At 66.1% G+C, this 15,713-nt stretch carries 15 protein-coding genes; 7 read left to right on the top strand and 8 right to left on the bottom strand.

What is annotated here, in order from left to right; all coding sequences use genetic code 11:
* Positions 1 to 103 precede the first annotated feature (103 nt).
* Positions 104 to 1,081, bottom strand: a complete 978-nt coding sequence (locus ACFX4F_RS17960; RefSeq protein ID WP_380657577.1) for a zinc-binding dehydrogenase — start codon at positions 1,079 to 1,081, stop codon at positions 104 to 106.
* A gap of 481 nt (positions 1,082 to 1,562) precedes the next feature.
* Here ACFX4F_RS17960 and ACFX4F_RS17955 point away from each other — a divergent pair, with 481 nt between their 5' ends.
* The 4 genes from ACFX4F_RS17955 to ACFX4F_RS17940 all read left to right on the top strand — a co-directional run bounded on the left by ACFX4F_RS17955 (position 1,563) and on the right by ACFX4F_RS17940 (position 5,832).
* On the top strand, positions 1,563 to 3,890 hold the full coding sequence (locus ACFX4F_RS17955) for a ribonucleoside-diphosphate reductase subunit alpha (RefSeq protein ID WP_380657581.1): 2,328 nt from the start codon (positions 1,563 to 1,565) through the stop codon (positions 3,888 to 3,890).
* A 110-nt stretch (positions 3,891 to 4,000) separates the two neighbouring features.
* Entirely contained in the window at positions 4,001 to 5,041 is a 1,041-nt protein-coding gene (locus ACFX4F_RS17950; protein ID WP_025878567.1) for a ribonucleotide-diphosphate reductase subunit beta, read from the top strand.
* A 25-nt stretch (positions 5,042 to 5,066) separates the two neighbouring features.
* Entirely contained in the window at positions 5,067 to 5,534 is a 468-nt protein-coding gene (locus ACFX4F_RS17945) for a flavodoxin (RefSeq protein WP_380657579.1), read from the top strand.
* Complete coding sequence (locus tag ACFX4F_RS17940; RefSeq protein WP_032975313.1) at positions 5,506 to 5,832, top strand: thioredoxin family protein; 327 nt, start codon at positions 5,506 to 5,508, stop codon at positions 5,830 to 5,832. The genes ACFX4F_RS17945 and ACFX4F_RS17940 overlap by 29 nt, the downstream gene beginning before the upstream one ends.
* Positions 5,833 to 6,013: 181 nt before the next feature.
* On the opposite strand, the gene ACFX4F_RS17935 is transcribed toward ACFX4F_RS17940, so the two are convergent.
* Positions 6,014 to 7,345: an Nramp family divalent metal transporter gene (locus ACFX4F_RS17935; RefSeq protein WP_380657574.1), complete on the bottom strand. Its 1,332-nt coding sequence runs from the start codon at positions 7,343 to 7,345 to the stop codon at positions 6,014 to 6,016.
* A gap of 116 nt (positions 7,346 to 7,461) precedes the next feature.
* On the opposite strand from ACFX4F_RS17935, the gene mntR reads away from it, so the two are divergent.
* Positions 7,462 to 7,926 carry a manganese-binding transcriptional regulator MntR gene (mntR, locus tag ACFX4F_RS17930; protein WP_089235893.1) on the top strand — a complete coding sequence of 155 codons (465 nt, stop codon included), beginning with the start codon at positions 7,462 to 7,464 and terminating at the stop codon, positions 7,924 to 7,926.
* A gap of 150 nt (positions 7,927 to 8,076) precedes the next feature.
* Here the strand turns inward: mntR and ACFX4F_RS17925 are convergent, their stop codons facing one another.
* The 3 genes from ACFX4F_RS17925 to fabR form a co-directional block, all read right to left on the bottom strand.
* Positions 8,077 to 8,613 carry a thioredoxin-like domain-containing protein gene (locus ACFX4F_RS17925; RefSeq protein WP_380657571.1) on the bottom strand — a complete coding sequence of 179 codons (537 nt, stop codon included), beginning with the start codon at positions 8,611 to 8,613 and terminating at the stop codon, positions 8,077 to 8,079.
* Positions 8,603 to 10,762, bottom strand: coding sequence for a TonB-dependent receptor plug domain-containing protein (locus tag ACFX4F_RS17920; protein WP_380657569.1), 2,160 nt, complete (start codon positions 10,760 to 10,762; stop codon positions 8,603 to 8,605). The genes ACFX4F_RS17925 and ACFX4F_RS17920 overlap by 11 nt, the downstream gene beginning before the upstream one ends.
* A gap of 196 nt (positions 10,763 to 10,958) precedes the next feature.
* The gene (fabR, locus tag ACFX4F_RS17915) at positions 10,959 to 11,615 is read right to left on the bottom strand and encodes an HTH-type transcriptional repressor FabR (protein ID WP_025878574.1); all 657 of its coding nucleotides are present in this window, start codon (positions 11,613 to 11,615) and stop codon (positions 10,959 to 10,961) included.
* Positions 11,616 to 11,707: 92 nt separating this feature from the next.
* Between fabR and ACFX4F_RS17910 the strand changes: the two genes are divergently transcribed.
* A complete protein-coding gene (locus tag ACFX4F_RS17910; RefSeq protein ID WP_380657567.1) occupies positions 11,708 to 12,778 on the top strand; it encodes a ferredoxin reductase in 1,071 nt (356 codons plus the stop codon).
* Between the two features lie 13 nt (positions 12,779 to 12,791).
* On the top strand, positions 12,792 to 13,940 hold the full coding sequence (locus tag ACFX4F_RS17905) for an acyl-CoA desaturase (protein ID WP_100552731.1): 1,149 nt from the start codon (positions 12,792 to 12,794) through the stop codon (positions 13,938 to 13,940).
* 4 nt (positions 13,941 to 13,944) lie between these two features.
* Here ACFX4F_RS17905 and ACFX4F_RS17900 read toward each other — a convergent pair whose 3' ends face one another.
* The 3 genes from ACFX4F_RS17900 to ACFX4F_RS17890 are packed head-to-tail and all read right to left on the bottom strand — an operon-like array spanning position 13,945 to position 15,484.
* On the bottom strand, positions 13,945 to 14,283 hold the full coding sequence (locus ACFX4F_RS17900; RefSeq protein WP_100552730.1) for a lipopolysaccharide assembly protein LapB: 339 nt from the start codon (positions 14,281 to 14,283) through the stop codon (positions 13,945 to 13,947).
* Positions 14,283 to 14,858: a flavin reductase family protein gene (locus ACFX4F_RS17895; RefSeq protein WP_380657564.1), complete on the bottom strand. Its 576-nt coding sequence runs from the start codon at positions 14,856 to 14,858 to the stop codon at positions 14,283 to 14,285. The genes ACFX4F_RS17900 and ACFX4F_RS17895 overlap by 1 nt, the downstream gene beginning before the upstream one ends.
* A complete protein-coding gene (locus tag ACFX4F_RS17890; protein WP_380657562.1) occupies positions 14,855 to 15,484 on the bottom strand; it encodes a superoxide dismutase in 630 nt (209 codons plus the stop codon). Before ACFX4F_RS17890 ends, ACFX4F_RS17895 begins: the two co-directional genes overlap by 4 nt.
* Positions 15,485 to 15,713 lie beyond the last annotated feature (229 nt).

The raw sequence follows: 15,713 nt of genomic DNA, 5'->3' as shown, positions 1-15,713 counted from the left end.
GGGCCCCCCACGCCCCTGTAGAGCCGAGCCTACGCTCGGCTCCACACACTGGCCGGAAAGCAGCCGAGCATGGCTCGGCTCTACAGAACGCAATGTCAGACGATCACGGCCGCAGCAACACCTTGCCGTTACGACCCGAACCCGCACCGGCCTTCGCTGCCTGGGCGATGTCCTCCAGGGCGAAGATCCGCTCCACCGGCAAGGTCAGCTCACCGCCCGCCGCGCGCTTCAGCAGCTCGCCGACCAGCCGACGCTTGTCTTCCACCGCCATCGCCTGGCTGACCTTGCTGCCCCAGAAGCCCTTCACCGTGGCTTCCTTGTAGATCAGGCCACCGGCGGGAATGCGCATCGGCTCGCCGCTCATCACGCCGAACGAGACCAGGGTGCCGTGGTGACCGAGCAGGTCGACCAGGTCGCCGCTGGCATCGCCACCGATGGAATCGACCGCAGCCGCTGCCTGTGCTTCGCCGGTGGCTTCGCGCACGCGGTCCTTCCAGCCGTCCACCGAGGTATCGAACACGTGATCGATGCCGAGCGCCTGCAGCTGCGCCACCGCTTCCGCGTTGCGCACCAGGTTGGCCACGTGCACACCGCGCGCCTTTGCCAGCATCGCCAGCGATTTGCCGACGGCACCGTTGGCGGTGTTCTGTACGACCCACTGGCCCGGCTCGACGCGCAGGAACTCCAGCAGCATCAGCGCGCTCAGCGGCATCGCGATCAGCTGTGCGGCCATCTCGTCGGGGATCGACTCCGGCATCGGGATCACCATGCGCGCCGGCGCGATGAACGCTTCAGCCCAGGTGCCGTGCACCGAGGCGGCGGCAACACGCTGGCCGATCTGCAGGCCATCGACGCCCTCGCCAAGCGCATCGACCACGCCCAGTGCTTCGCTGCCACCGATCGCCGGCAACGTCGGCTTGTAGCCGTACAGGCCACGCACGGTCAGCAGGTCGTGGTTGTGGATCGAGGCCAGCACGGTGCGGATGCGCACCTCGCCGGGGCCGGGTTCGGGCAGTGCGGCGTCGGCAACGGCAAGGACGTCGGCCGGGTCGCCGAAGGAGGAGTACTGGGCAGCGCGCATGAGCGGTGTTCCGGAAAAGTTGATGTGATACCGAACTGGGGACGTGTGCGGCGTCAACAAGGTGATGGTGGTGCAACACGGCATCCTGCGACCGATGGTCGCGACATGACGTGATTACTGCATCTTGTGTTGACGGCTCGGGGCATCCCCACTATGTTGTGGCCGTCACTCCCGGTCAGCCGCCGCCGCCGGACATGCAGCAAACGTCCCGCGGCCCGCCCCTGAAGGCTTGCCGTGTCGACGCGGCCGCCATCGTGCGGACGCAGGTCGCCCCCACGGCCCGGATACCGGCCGCAGGCGCAGGCAGATGCCGACGACCTACGTTCCTGCACCCTGGCACTTCACCCGTTCGCCCCGCGCGCCGGTATCGCTTGCAGGGCCGCCATGGCATCGGGCGCCGACGCGCGTACGAGCCTGGAGTTACACCACCATGACCGACAGTACCTTCCGCGTGGCCGACCTGGCCGGCGCCGGCGACGCCATGCGCGCCAGCGGCGAGCGCGTGCCGACCTGGATCACCAAGGAAGCCGGCAATCGTCGCCTGCCCTACGATGCGGCGCGCCTGTTGCGCAGCATCGACACCATCCATGCCGAGCTGCCGCAGCTGGATGTGGCCGACTACCGCCGCGTGGTGCTGGCGATGGTCGAGCGCAAGCCCAGCATCAGTGCCGATGATCTGGTGGACCTGCTGATCCGCGAAGCGGAATCGCGCGTCGATCTTGTCGCGCCCGAATGGGAACAGTTTGCCGCACGCCTGTACCTGCGCCGGCTGTACAAGCGCGCCAGCCGCAACCGCTTCTACGACGTCAGCCTGAAGTACGGCTCCTTCGTGGGCCTGCAGGAAAGCCTGGCCGACCGCGGCATCTACAGCAACGACATCCTGCGCTGCTATTCGAAGGAAGAGCTGCAGCAGGCCGGCGAGATGATCGATCCCGAGCGCGACCGGCTGTTCGCCTACAACGGCCTGTACCTGCTGGCCACGCGCTATCTGGCCACCGATCGCAGCCGCGAGGTGTATGAACTGCCGCAGGAACGCTGGCTGACCATCGCCCTGTACCTGATGCAGAACGAGGGCGGGCCGGGTGAGAACGGCCGCGTGCGCCGCATGCAGCTGGTGGGCGAGGCGTACTGGGCACTGTCCAACCTGTACATGACGGTGGCCACGCCGACCCTGGCCAACGCCGGCAAGGTCGGCGGCCAGCTGTCGAGCTGCTTCATCGATACCGTCGATGACAGCCTGCAGGGCATCTATGACTCCAACACCGATATTGCCCGCGTGTCCAAGCACGGCGGCGGTGTGGGTGCGTACCTGGGGTACGTGCGCAGCAGTGGTGCGCCGATCCGCGGCGTGCCCAACTCGTCCGGCGGCGTCGTGCCGTGGATCAAGCAGCTCAACAACACCGCGGTGTCGGTCGACCAGCTCGGCCAGCGCAAGGGCGCGGTGGCGGTGTACCTGGACATCTGGCACCGCGACATCGAAGCCTTCATGGACCTGCGCCTGAACAACGGCGACCAGCGCCTGCGCGCGCACGATGTGTTCACCGCCATCTGCGTGCCCGATCTGTTCATGGAGGCGGTCGAGCGCCGGGCCGACTGGTACCTGTTCGATCCGCACGAGGTGAAGCAGGCCAAGGGCTGGTACCTGCAGGACTTCTACGACGAGAAGCGCGGGCAGGGCAGCTTCCGCGACCGCTACGCCGAACTGGTCGCCGACGAGCGCATCAGCCGCCGCACGGTGAAGGCGATCGACCTGTTCAAGCGGATCATGCTCAGCCAGCTGGAAACCGGCAATCCGTTCCTGTTCTACCGCGACGAAGTGAACCGGAAGAACCCGAACAAGCACGCGGGCATGGTCTATTCCAGCAACCTGTGCACCGAGATCCTGCAGAACATGAGCCCGACGCGGATGATCCAGGAGATCGTCAGCGGCGACCAGATCGTCACCACCCGTCGTGCCGGTGACTTCGTGGTCTGCAACCTGTCATCGATCAACCTCGGCCGCGCCATCACCGCCCCCGAGGATCTGCTGGCCACCGATGTACTGGAGCGGTTGATTCCGATCCAGGTGCGCATGCTCGACAACGTGATTGACCTCAATGCGCTGCCGGTGCCGCAGGCCACCATCACCAACCGCAAGTACCGCGCCATCGGCCTGGGCACGTTCGGCTGGCATCACCTGCTGGCACAGCAGGCGATCCACTGGGAATCGCCCGAGGCCGAGGAACTGTCCGATCGCCTGTTCGAACGCATCAACTTCCTGACCATCCAGGCCAGCGCGCAGTTGGCCAGGGAGAAGGGCAGCTACCCGATGTTCGCCGGCAGCGACTGGCACAACGGCAACTATTTCCGTGACCGCGATTACAGCGGCGCTGCCTGGGACAGTCTTGCACGCGAGGTGGCGAGCAACGGCCTGCGCAACGGCTGGCTGCTGGCGGTGGCGCCGAACATGAGCACGGCACAGATCGCCGGTTCCACCGCGTCGATCGATCCGATCTACAGCGCGTTCTATTACGAGGAAAAGAAGGACTTCCGGCGGCCGGTGGCTGCGCCCGGGCTGTCGCTGGAAACCTGGCCGTACTACGAAAAGGGCGCTTACAAGGTCGACCAGTTCGCCAGCGTGCGGCAGAACGCGCGCCGCCAGCGCCATGTCGACCAGTCGATCAGCTTCAACCTCTACGTGCCGAGCACGATCCGCGCCAGCACGCTGCTGGAGCTGCACCTGAGTGCCTGGCGGGAAGGGTTGAAGACCACCTACTACGTGCGCTCCAACGACATCGACATCAGCGAATGCGAGTGGTGCTCGAGCTGATCGCTGCGCCCCCTGTAGAGCCGAGCCCACGCTCGGCTCAGGCGCGAAGAGCAGCCGAGCATGGGCTCGGCTCTACATCCGCAACGCATGCAATACGAAGGCAGAAGACCATGGCAACCCCCCTCGACCGCATCAAGATCCTCGAACCGCGCCACCCCAACCGCAGCACCGGCATCATCAACGGCCGCACCAGCGGCATCCTGAACTGGAACGACATCCCGTACCCGTCGTTCTATCGCGCCTACAAGGAGCTCTCGACCAACTTCTGGATCCCTGATGAGGTAGACATGAAGGTGGATGCACGCCAGTACGGCGAGCTCAACGCGCGCGAGAAGAACGCCTACGATTCCATCATCGGCCTGCTGGCTACTCTTGATTCGCCGCAGACGCGTTTCATCTACAACGTCGCCGAGTACATCACCGACCCGGCCGCGCACGCCAACGCGGCGATCATCGGCCAGCAGGAGGTGATCCACAACGAGAGCTACAGCTACGTGCTGGCTTCGATCACCGACCTGCCGAACCAGAACCGCATCTTCGAGATCGCCCGCACCCATCCGACCATCATCAAGCGCAACGCGCCGATCATGGGGGCGTATGACGATTTCATGCGCGAGAAGACCGCCGAAACCCTGCTGAAGTCGCTGATCCAGTCCTCGATCCTGGAAGGCATCAACTTCTATTCCGGTTTCGCCTACTTCTACAACATGGTGCGGCAGAACCGCATGAACGGCACCGGCAAGATCATCAGTTTCATCAACCGTGACGAACTGGCCCACACCAAGTTCATCAGCGAGCTGATCCGCGCCATCATCGGCGAGAACCCGGAGCTGCAGACCAACGAGCTGACCGCCTACGTGCACCAGTCGTTCGAACATGCCATTGAACTGGAAACACAGTGGTCGGCGGAGGTGCTGGACGGCATCGACGGTATCGACGTGGATGAGATGGTGCGCTACGTGAAGTACCGCGCCAACAAGATGGCCGGCATGCTCGGCATCGAGCGCCTGTACAGCGACACCACCGACAACGTGATGCCCTGGATCAAGGCCTACGCCGACAACTTCACCGAGACCAAGACCGACTTCTTCGAGATGCGCAATGCAAGTTACAAGAAGACCAACGTCGACAACGGCTTCGACGACCTCTGAGCGCGGCCTGGCGCTGCGCATCCTGATCGTGGTGGCGTCCCTCAGTGGCAACACCCGCGAGCTCGGCCGCCACATCGCCGAGCGTTGCCGGGCCGCAGGCCACGCCGTGCACTGGCAGGACGCCGACGACCTGCGCCAGTGCCCGCCGCTGCCGGTGGACGAGGCCGACCTGGTGCTGCTGGGCTGCTGGACCGACAACGCCGGGCGCACGCCGTCGGAGATGAAGGCCTGGGTGGCAGGCATCGCCGAACGCGGCCAGCGGCCGCGCCAGGTGGCGGTGTTCGGTACCGGCGAAACGCAGTGGGGGCAGGAGTATTACTGCGGTGCGGTGCACCGGCTGATCCGCTATTTCCACAGCGGCTATCCGCCGCTGGAGATCGAACAGATGCCCCATGGCCGGCGGCATGCCACGGCCATCAACCGTTGGACCGACGCGGTCCTGGCTCATTACTGGAGTACCACCGATGCAGATCATCGACGCCACCACGCCTGAGCAGTTCCAGCAGTTGCTGGCCGACCACCCGCGCGTGCTGGTGGACTTCCACAAGGACCAGTGCCCGGGGTGCCGGATGCTGGACATGTCGCTGCAGCGGGTGGCCAGCGGCACTGCAGGGCAGGGCACGACCCTGCTGCGGGTGCAGCTGGAAGTGGTGGGCGAGGCGTTCTTCCGCGAGCTGGGGCTGCGGCAGACCCCCACGCTGTCGCTGTTCCTGGACGGTGACGAACGCATGCGCATGCCGGGCTTCCAGTCTCCGCAGCAGATCGAAGCGGCGATCGCGGAGTTCCTGTAGCGCCTGACATTGCCGCATCCACGCACGGCGTGGATCTACTGCAGGTCGCCATCGGTAGCGCCGGGCCATGCCCGGCGGCATTTCGCGCGATCCGGATCTACACGGGCATCCAGGCATGGCGTGGATCTACTGGGGTCAGAGCCCTTGCCTGTGGCAAGGGATCCGACCCCGGGCGCGCGGATCAACCGCCAGCGAACGTGTCCACCAGCAGCTTCACGTTCAGCACCACGATCACCAGCGCGATCACCCAGGCGATGCTGCCCAGCCAGCGCGGCGCCACCAGCGCGCCCATCGTCATCTTGTCGGTCACGATCCGTACCAGCGGAATGATCGCGAACGGCAGCTGCATCGACAGCACTACCTGGCTCAGTACCAGCAGCTTCACCGCGCCCTGGTCGCCGAACAGCATGATCACCACCACCACCGGGATGATGGCCAGCGCGCGGGTGATCAAGCGCCGCAGCCACGGCGGCAGGCGCAGGCGCAGGAACCCTTCCATCACGATCTGCCCAGCCAGTGTCGCCGTCACCGTCGAGTTCAGGCCGGACGCGAGCAGCGCCACGGCGAACAATGTCGAGGCCAGGCCCACGCCCAGCATCGGCGCCAGCAACTGGTGCGCCTGCTCGATGTCTTCCACATCGAAGCGGCCATTGGCATGGAACACCGACGCCGCCAGGATCAGGATGCTGGCGTTGATGAACAGTGCCAGGGTCAAGGCAACGGTGCTGTCGGTGACGGCCCAGCGCAGCGCGCTGCGACGGCCTTCATCGGTGCGTGGATAGGCGCGGGTCTGCACGATGGACGAATGCAGGTACAGGTTGTGCGGCATCACCGTGGCCCCGATGATGCCGATGGCGATGTACAGCGCATGCGGATCAGTGACCACCTGCGTGCGCGGAATGAAACCGCCCAGCACCTGCATCACCGGCGGCGCGGCCAGCGCGATCTGCACCATGAAGCAACCGAAGATCACCAGCAGCAGCGCGATCACGAAGGCTTCCAGCGCACGGAAACCGCGGTTCATCAGCAGCAGCACCAGCAGCGTGTCCAGCGCGGTGATCACCGCGCCCCACAGCAGCGGCAGATCGAACAACAGTTTCAAGGCAATGGCCGTGCCGATCACTTCGGCCAGGTCGCAGGCGATGATCGCCGCTTCGCACAGCGCCCACAGCGCCAGGTTCACCGGCTTGGGGTAGCGCGCACGGCAGGCCTGCGCCAGGTCCATGCCGGTGGCGATGCCCAGCCGTGCCGACAACGCCTGCAGGATCACCGCCATCAGGTTGGAGATCAGGATGACCGACAGCAGCAGATAGCCGAAGCGCGAGCCGCCGGCCAGATCGGTAGCCCAGTTGCCCGGGTCCATGTAACCGACCGACACCATGTAGCCCGGGCCAAGGAAGGCCAGCAGCCGGAACCACCAATGACCTTTGTCGGGTACTGCTATCGACGCGTTGAGCGCACCCAGGCTGGCCGGAGTGGGGGCCGCAGAATCGGTGGGTGCGACGGTGTTCATGGCTGCCAATATAGCCACTGCTATATCGCATAGCAATGTGAAACAATCGTCTTTACTGCGTCACTGGTCCAGAATTCAGGTTCGCACCCGATGACAACTGCAGGACAGGCACACGCGTGGGCAAGACGGACGATTCGACATCGCTGAAAAGCACCCCCTTGATCGAGGCCGAGCGCCAGGTCGAGAGCTTCCGGCAAGTGCGCGAGGCACACCGGATGGAACTGGTGGAGGACTATGTCGAGCTGATCTCCGACCTGTTGGCCGATGGCGGTGAGGCCCGCCAGGTCGACATCGCCACCCGCCTGGGCGTGGCCCAGCCGACGGTGGCGAAGATGCTGCGACGGCTGGCCCGTGACGGCTGGGTGGTGCAGCGCCCATACCGCGGCGTGTTCCTGACCCCCGAGGGCGAGGCGTTGGCCCACGCCAGCCGCCAGCGCCACCAGACCGTGGAACGGTTCCTGCTGGCGCTGGGCGTGGACCCGGATACCGCGCGGCGTGATGCCGAAGGCATCGAGCACCATGTCAGCGAACAGACACTGGCCCTGTTCGACGAATTCGTGCGCAAGGCCGAGGGCGGCTGAGTCGCGGTTCCTTTACTGCTGTTCGCGCGGTATGGAATGAGTGCATCCACGCATGGCGTGGATCTACTCGCGGAATCTGCTTTCTGTAGAGCCGAGCCATGCTCGGCTGCTGTTCGCGCGGTGATGAAATGAGTCGAGCATGGCTCGACTCTACAATTCAGGCGGGCAGCGCGCCTGTTCCTGCGCACACGCCTGCTTCCGCCATTCCTGCAATACCGGTTGCAGCCCGCTGTAGCGCCGCCCCTGCCAGCCATTGGCCAGCACCGTGCCCTGCGCATCGATCAGCACCAGGTTGGGCGGTGCCGGGCCCGCCAATGCCTGCAGTGCCGGCATGCGCTTCGCGCGACGCGGGTCCAGCACCGGCCACGGCATGTCCTGCAGCTGCATGTAGCGCCGCAGCGCCGCCTCGTTTTCATCCAGGCTGACATACACCACTTCGGTATCGGCGCCGGCCTCGCGCAGCGCGTCGCGCAAGCCGCGCAGGGTTGGCACCAAGGCGTGGCAGGGCGCGCACCAGTCGGCACCGAAGTACAGCGCGATCAGCTTCGGCGGTGGCGACCACTGCACCGGCCGCAGGGCACGTGGCTCGGGCCGCATCAGCGACGCGGAGACCTGCGCGTGCAGGTCGGCCGCCGTGGCCGGCCATGCCAGTGCCAGCAGCAGTGCGGGCAGCCACCTAGAACGCATAACGCAGGTTCACGTACCACGAGCGGGCGAAACGCGGACCGTACACGTAGTCGCTGTCGCGCAGCGCGCCGCTTTCCAGATCCTTCTGCCGCTGGTCGAACACGTTCTTGACCCCGGCCGCCACCGACACTTCCTGCTGTGCCTGCGCGCCCAGGTGGCGATGCCAGCGCGCGCCGAGATCGGTGACCAGGAACGCGCGGGTGCGGTGCAGTTCGCCCAGCCGGTTGTTGAGCACCGGCATCGATCCGGTGTGGCGCAGCGCCAGGAAGGCCTCCCAGGGTTCGGCCGGCATCCAGCTGAGCTGGGCCACGCCGGTCCAGCGCGGCGTCTTCAGGTAGTCGCGGCTGTCGATCACCGTATCGCCGCCGTCGGCGGTGTCATCGAAGATGCGTTGCGGCTCGCGGAACTGCGAGCGGTACCACGACGCGCCGGCAGTCAGTCGCCATTGCGCAGAGGGCTGCCAGCCGACGTTGGTTTCCATGCCCAGCACGTTCGAGCCGGACGCGTTGTAGCGCAGCTGTGTCAGCTGGCCATCATCGCCGCGCTGGATCTCGCCCAGCGCGAAGGTGTCACGGATGCGTGCGTAGGATGCAGTGGCATCCCAGCTCCATACCGGGTCGGCCGGGTCGGAGCGCCAGTCGAACCCGAACAGGGTGGTCAACGCGCGCTCCTCCTTCAGGCCACGGGTGTTGCGCACGCGCACCTGTTCGCCACCGAGGGTATCGACGTGGACATCCTCGACGAAGATTTCCGGCGCACGGAAGCCGGTGGCGACGCCCGCACGCCATTTCAGCCGGGGTGTCGCCTGCCAGGCGAGGGCGATGCGCGGTGAGAACACGGCGCTGTCCAGTTCCGAACTCTTGTCCACGCGCGCACCCAGCACCAGGTCGACATCATCGCGTACGCTCCATTCGTCCTGCACGAACGCGCCGAGATTGTGGAAGGTTGCATCCTCGAGCACGGCCAGGCGCTGGCCGGCGCCATCGCGATTGTCGTCACGCAGGCCCTCATGCTTGTACTGCACGCCGAACGCGAGCGTGTGTGCACCCAACCGCCAGTTCAACTGGCTGTCGATGTAGTGCAGCGGGTTGTGGGTGCGCCCGTACTGACGCCACGAGCGTGACGCGGCACTGCCGGGCACGTTCGGGTCCAGCTGCGAAGGGTCGTAGCCGGGCGCCGATGGATCGGTGACCACATCGCCAAGACCGCCATAGAAGCTGTCGCGGTCGATGTCGGCGAAGGCGTAGGCCAGACGGAAGTCGAGGTCGCTGTTCACTTCCTGGTCCCATGACAGGCTGCCGCGACGGTAGTTCGTATCCAGGGATTCGGCGATGTTGGCCAGGTGTTCGGGCTGGTCGAGGCGATTGCCACCGCGACGGCTCTCATCGGTCACCTGCAGGTCCAGCCGCAGGCGCGTGCCCGGATTCGGTGCATACCAGGCCTGCAGGCCACCCACCTTGAGGTTCTTGCGGGTGATCTCGGTATAGCCGTCGCCGTTGTAGTCGATGCCGCTGTTCCAGTTGCGCTGGGCGATCACCGACAGTCCCGCGTCGGCTTCTCTGGCGACCAGATCCAGACGGACGTCGGCGTTTTTCTGCGGCGTGCCCTTCAGCACATCCACGCCGGCCTGTACATGGCCACCGCTGCGTGCAGGCAGTGGCGGAATCAGATTGATGACACCGGCCACCGCGCCCGGCCCATACAACGACGAACCACCGCCCTTGACCACTTCGATGCGGTCGACGAAGCCGGCGGGAATCTGTTCCAGCCCGTACACGCTGCCCAGCGTGGACAGCAGTGGAATGCCATCGAACAGCAGCTGGTTGTAGGCACCGGGAAGGCCCAGCAGCTGCACCTCGCTGGTGTTGCAGTTCTGGCAGTTGCTTTCCACCCTCAGGCCATTGATCAGCTCGACCGCGCGGGAGAAATCGGTGGCCGCGCGCAGGGCGATGTCTTCCTTGCGCAGTACTTCGGTGCGGATCGGCACGTCCGACAGCAGGCGTTCGCTGCGGGTGGCCGTGCTGACTTTCACCTGCACACGGTCAAGCTCGGTGGGTGAGGGCGGTGCAGCGACTGCGGCCACTGGCAGCGCGGCGGCGATACCGGCAGCCAGCGGCAGCCGGCGAAGAAGGGAGGCAGCAATGCGCATGAGGGCGTCGTCCTTGGGGAGGGAGGGCGGCGAGGGCGACCTGGCTGGCGCACATGAAAGCAGAAGGTCATCAATATAGCAATTGCTATATTGTCGTTTCAGCTCGCGACGGGACCGTGGTCTTTACTCGAATTCGAGTGTTATAACATTACACAATGCGCACGGAAGCGTGCCGGTGGTCATGCACCGGAAGGGGTCAGCCGCGGCGGAAGGCGGCGGGAGTGCGCGCGCCGACGATGATCATGCGGATCATCGTGGAGATCTGTTCGACCAGTTCCGGGTCGTTCTCCGGGGGCTGATCCATGGCCGAAGCGCCCATTGCAAACACCAGCCGGGTGATCGCCATCGACACCAGTTCCGGCTTGTACAACACCGCGCCATCCAGTGCGGCCAAGCGCACCAGGTCGTGCTGCAGCTCTTCTTCGAAGTAGTGCAGTTCGCGTTCGACCGCGTGCTTGAAATCATCCGAGCCGACCGCGCCTTCGCGCAACAGCACGTGCAGCAGCTTGTCGTCGGCGCGCAGCTGTTCCATGAAGGTTTCCACCGACACGCGCACCACGCTGGTGGCGCTGGACGTAGCGCGCTGGCGGGCTTCGCCGATGATGGTGCGCAGTGAGCGCCCGGCGACGTCGATCAGGGCGACGGCCAGTTCGTCCATGTCGCGGAACTGGCGATAGAAGCTGTTGGGTGCGATGCCGGCCTCGCGCGCGACTTCGCGCAGGCTGAGGGTGGAGAGGCTGCGATGCGGGCCGATCAGTTTCAACGCGGCGGCCAACAGATCCTCGCGGCTCACCGTACGGCGGGCCGGGCTGCTGGCATCTTCAGGCGGAGATAGAACGGTGGCGGCGGCCATGGCACTTCCGGAGGGGCAAGGCTGAATCATACCCAATCCGGTGCAATATACACATGTATACACAGCTGTGTGTGCGGCCGTATAGTGCGCCCATGAGCGCTGTCGTCCGACCTTCCCTGCTTTCTCCGTACCGCTGGCTGTCGCCGTCGCTGTTCGACTTCTGGGCGGGCCAGCTGAATCCGTTGTGGACCCTGCGTGAGCCGATGGCCCGCCTGGTACGGCGCGAGCCGGCCGGCGAGGGCGCCGCGACCCTGGTCCTGCGCTGCAACCGGCACTGGGCCGGGATGCGCGCCGGCCAGCACGTCACCCTCGGCGTTGAGCTTGAGGGGCGTGTATTGCGCCGCAGCTACAGCCCGACCCGCCTGGGCCGCTGTGAGCTGGCCATTACCGTCAAGGCGGTGGAAGGCGGCAAGGTCAGCCAGCATCTGGTCGCACATGCCAAGCCGGGCGACCTGTTCCGGCTGGACGCGGCCTTCGGTGATTTCCACATGCCTGCCGCCGCGCCGGTATTGCTGCTGGCAGCCGGTAGCGGCATCACGCCCATGCGCAGCCTGCTGCGCGACGCCTGCCAGCGCCCGCTGGCTGCACCGGTCGACCTGTTCTACTGGGAGCGCAACGCTGCGGCGTTCCAGTTCCGCGATGAACTGCTGGCCTTGGCTGCGGCGCATCCGAACCTGCGCGTGCACCTGCTGACCACCCGCGAAGGCGACGTGCCGGCTGCGCGTATCGACAGCCACACGCTGGCCGTGGCCGGTGACGACACCCCGCTGGCGCAGCGCCATGTACTGGCCTGTGGCCCGGACGGTTTCGTTGCCGCTGCGCGCACGCGTTTGGCCCAGCAGGTGGCTGGTTTCCAGGCGGAAGCCTTTACCCCACCGGCAGCACTCAGTGATGCCGACAGCCTGGGCGAGGTCGCATTGACCCTGGCCCGCAGCGGCCGGCGGCTGATCGTGCCGCGTGGCCGCTCGCTGCTGGAAAGCCTGGAGGCGCAGGGCATCGCGCCCAAGCACGGCTGCCGCATGGGCATCTGCAACAGCTGCACCTGTGAACGCGTCAGTGGCACCACCCGCCACCTGCGCACCGGCGACACCCAGTCCGAAACGGCGGTGCCGGTGCGGATCTGCGTGAGCGCGCCGACCACCGACCTGACCCTGGATCTCTGAGGACCCCGCTGCCATGACCCGCGCTACCGACCGTGCCCTGAGCCCTGCCGAGATGCAGACGTTTGGTGAGGAACTCGATGCGATCCGCGACCGTGTGATCGGCAGCCTCGGCGCGTCCGACACCCGCTACATCCGCCGCGTCGCAGCGGCTGTGCGCTGGTCGGGCGTGCTTGGCCGCAGCCTGCTGTTCCTGGGCGCGTTCTCGCCGTTGTTCTGGGCGCCGCTGCTGTGGCCGGCCTGCATCGCCGGCACCCTGCTGCTGGCGCTGGCCAAGATCCTGGAAAACATGGAGCTGGGCCACAACGTCATGCATGGCCAGTACGACTGGACCGGCGACCCCAAGCTCAACGGCAACACCTACGAATGGGACATCGTTGCCACCGCCGACAACTGGCGCAAGACCCATAATTTCCGCCACCACACCTACACCAACGTGCGTGGCATGGACGATGACATCGGCTATGGCCTGCTGCGCATCTTCCCGGAGCAGCGCTGGAAGCCGTTCTACCTGTTGCAGCCGATCATCGCGCCGATCTTCGCGCTGCTGTTCCAGTGGGGCGTGGCTGCGCAGGATCTGCGCCTGGGCCGCTGGTTCAAGGGCCGCATCAGCAGCCGCGCGATGTGGCTGCAGACCCGTCCGGTGGCACGCAAGATGATCCGCCAGGTGCTGAAGGACTATGTGTTCTTCCCGCTGCTGGCCGGTCCGTTCTTCCTGCCGGTGTTGCTGGGCAACATGGTGGCCAACGGCCTGCGCAACATCTGGACCTACGTGATCATCTTCTGTGGGCACTTCACTGCCGAATCGGAAACGTTCCCGAAGGAATGCCTGCGCAATGAATCGCGCGGCCACTGGTACCTGCGCCAGCTGCGCGGTTCGTCCAACATCAGCGGCGGTTTCGTGATCAACGTGCTGTCGGGCAACCTCAGCCACCAGATCGAGCACCACTTCTATCCGGATCTGCCGGCCAACCGCTATGCGGCGATCGCCAAGGAAGTGAAGGATATCTGCCGCCGTTACGGCCAGCACTACAACAACGGCTCGCTGCCGCGGCAGTTCACCCAGGTGGTCTGGCGCATCCTGCGCCACGCGTTCCCGAGCAAGCCGCGCCGCCTGCCGATGCCGGACATCATGCCGGCACCGGCGTCGGCCAACGCCGGCTGATTGTTCAGCCGGCCTTCGCCAACAGCGCAGGCGACTGGCGGTCCAGCCTGCGCAGGAACACCTGCATCTCCTTGCGGGCCTGCTGGTCGCCCTTGCTTCCGGCCACGCTGAGCCCGCGCTGCCACGCCTCGCGCGCCGCCTGCGGCTGGCCACCGGCCAGCCATGCCTTGCCCAGCAGCTTCCACGCCGCCGAATAGTCCGGGTCCAGCACCACGCAGCGCCCCAGATGGGTGGCTGCGCGCACCGGATCGCCGGCGTCCAGCCAGCTTTTGCCCAGGCCGAAGCGCAGCAGCGCGCTGTCCTTGCCGGCGGCGAGCATGTTTTCCAGCGTGTTGATGTCCATCAGCGCACCTCCACCAGGGTTTCCACCGGACCCGCCTGGAAGCGCCCGCGATGGAACAGCAGCGGTGCGCCGCCTTCTTCCCGCACGTCGACGATGCGCCCGGCCAGCAGCAGGTGATCGCCGACCGGCCACTGCGCGTGGCGGGTGCAGGTGAGGTGGACGACGGCACCAGCGATACGCGGTGGCGCGTCTTCGCCGTCGTCCAGCAAGGGCACATCGGTGAATCGATGGCGCACCTGCGGGTCGGCGAAACGGCGCGCCAGCGCTTCCTGTCCAGCGCCGAGCACGCTGATCGCGAACCGGGGGGCGCGCTGGAACGTGGACAGGCTCTGCGCATGCAGGGCCAGGTTCCACAGCACCAGTGGCGGCTGCAGCGAGATCGGCACGAACGAATTGATGGTCAGGCCCTGCGGCTTTCCCTGTGCATCACGGGCGCAGACGATCGCCACGCCGGTAGGGAAATGGCCGAGCAATCGCCGCAGCGCACGCGGCGGCAGGCTGACCGACGGCACCGGCGCCGGAGCGGGGAAGACCCCTGCCCACGGCCCGGCGTAGGCACCGGAGTCTGCGTTCATGCGGCCCTGGCCTGGCGGTAGCGCCGGCCGACTTCGGCCCAGTTGATGAGGTTGAAGAACGCGCCGATGTAGTCCGGGCGGCGGTTCTGGTAGTGCAAGTAGTAGGCGTGCTCCCACACATCCAGCGCAAGGATCGGGGTATTGCCGGAGGCACCCGCCGCGGCGCCCATCAGGGGGCTGTCCTGGTTGGCGCTGCTTTCGACCTGCAGGCGGCCGTCGCGATCGACGGTCAACCACGCCCAGCCACTGCCGAAGCGGGTCTGCGCGGCCTTGCTGAAGCTCTCTTTGAAGGCGTCGTAGCCGCCGAGGTCGCGATCGATGGCGGCGGCAAGCTCGTCATTGGCCGTGCCGCCAGTGGCGCTGAGCACGGTCCAGAACAGGCTGTGGTTGGCGTGGCCGCCGCCGTTGTTGCGCACGGCGCCGCGGATCGATTCGGGCAGGGCATCGAGGTCGGCGATCAGGGTTTCCACCGGCTGCGCCGGCAGGCCCGCCTGTTCCAGCGCGGCATTGAGGTTGTTGACGTAAGCCTGGTGGTGCTTGCTGTGGTGGATTTCCATCGTGCGCGCATCGAAGTGCGGTTCGAGGGCGTCGTAGGCATAGGGGAGGGCGGGAAGCGAGTACGACATCGAGACAGTCTCCGTGGGGAAGGCCAGGGGTGTGGCCATGGGGAGACTGTTATCGCACCTCAACATTGGTTGAGGTCAAGAGGAGTGATTGAAAAGCGGGCGCTGTCGGCGCGTTGACGGTCCCGGGATCGCGTGGGCGGATGGGCGCATGCAGGACACGCCGTAAACCCATCCATGGGGGCTCAATGGCGCCATCCATGGCGCCAACGGTCCTGCACGCGCCCATCCG

Source organism: Stenotrophomonas sp. YIM B13575 (assembly GCF_042787595.1).
Lineage (GTDB): Bacteria > Pseudomonadota > Gammaproteobacteria > Xanthomonadales > Xanthomonadaceae > Stenotrophomonas > Stenotrophomonas lactitubi_B.
The sequence above is the reverse complement of the archived record's forward strand: the minus strand, read 5'-3'. Positions and strand labels throughout refer to the sequence as shown.

Coding starts and splice junctions, on each gene's coding strand:
- ACFX4F_RS17935 (WP_380657574.1), bottom strand. CDS start 7,345: ATGAACACCGTCGCACCCACCGATTCTGCGGCCCCCACTCCGGCCAGC.
- ACFX4F_RS17920 (WP_380657569.1), bottom strand. CDS start 10,762: ATGCGCATTGCTGCCTCCCTTCTTCGCCGGCTGCCGCTGGCTGCCGGT.
- ACFX4F_RS17955 (WP_380657581.1), top strand. CDS start 1,563: ATGCGCGCCAGCGGCGAGCGCGTGCCGACCTGGATCACCAAGGAAGCC.
- ACFX4F_RS17940 (WP_032975313.1), top strand. CDS start 5,506: ATGCAGATCATCGACGCCACCACGCCTGAGCAGTTCCAGCAGTTGCTG.
- ACFX4F_RS17895 (WP_380657564.1), bottom strand. CDS start 14,858: ATGAACGCAGACTCCGGTGCCTACGCCGGGCCGTGGGCAGGGGTCTTC.
- ACFX4F_RS17925 (WP_380657571.1), bottom strand. CDS start 8,613: ATGCGTTCTAGGTGGCTGCCCGCACTGCTGCTGGCACTGGCATGGCCG.
- ACFX4F_RS17960 (WP_380657577.1), bottom strand. CDS start 1,081: ATGCGCGCTGCCCAGTACTCCTCCTTCGGCGACCCGGCCGACGTCCTT.
- ACFX4F_RS17890 (WP_380657562.1), bottom strand. CDS start 15,484: ATGTCGTACTCGCTTCCCGCCCTCCCCTATGCCTACGACGCCCTCGAA.
- ACFX4F_RS17905 (WP_100552731.1), top strand. CDS start 12,792: ATGACCCGCGCTACCGACCGTGCCCTGAGCCCTGCCGAGATGCAGACG.
- ACFX4F_RS17950 (WP_025878567.1), top strand. CDS start 4,001: ATGGCAACCCCCCTCGACCGCATCAAGATCCTCGAACCGCGCCACCCC.
- ACFX4F_RS17900 (WP_100552730.1), bottom strand. CDS start 14,283: ATGGACATCAACACGCTGGAAAACATGCTCGCCGCCGGCAAGGACAGC.
- fabR (WP_025878574.1), bottom strand. CDS start 11,615: ATGGCCGCCGCCACCGTTCTATCTCCGCCTGAAGATGCCAGCAGCCCG.
- ACFX4F_RS17910 (WP_380657567.1), top strand. CDS start 11,708: ATGAGCGCTGTCGTCCGACCTTCCCTGCTTTCTCCGTACCGCTGGCTG.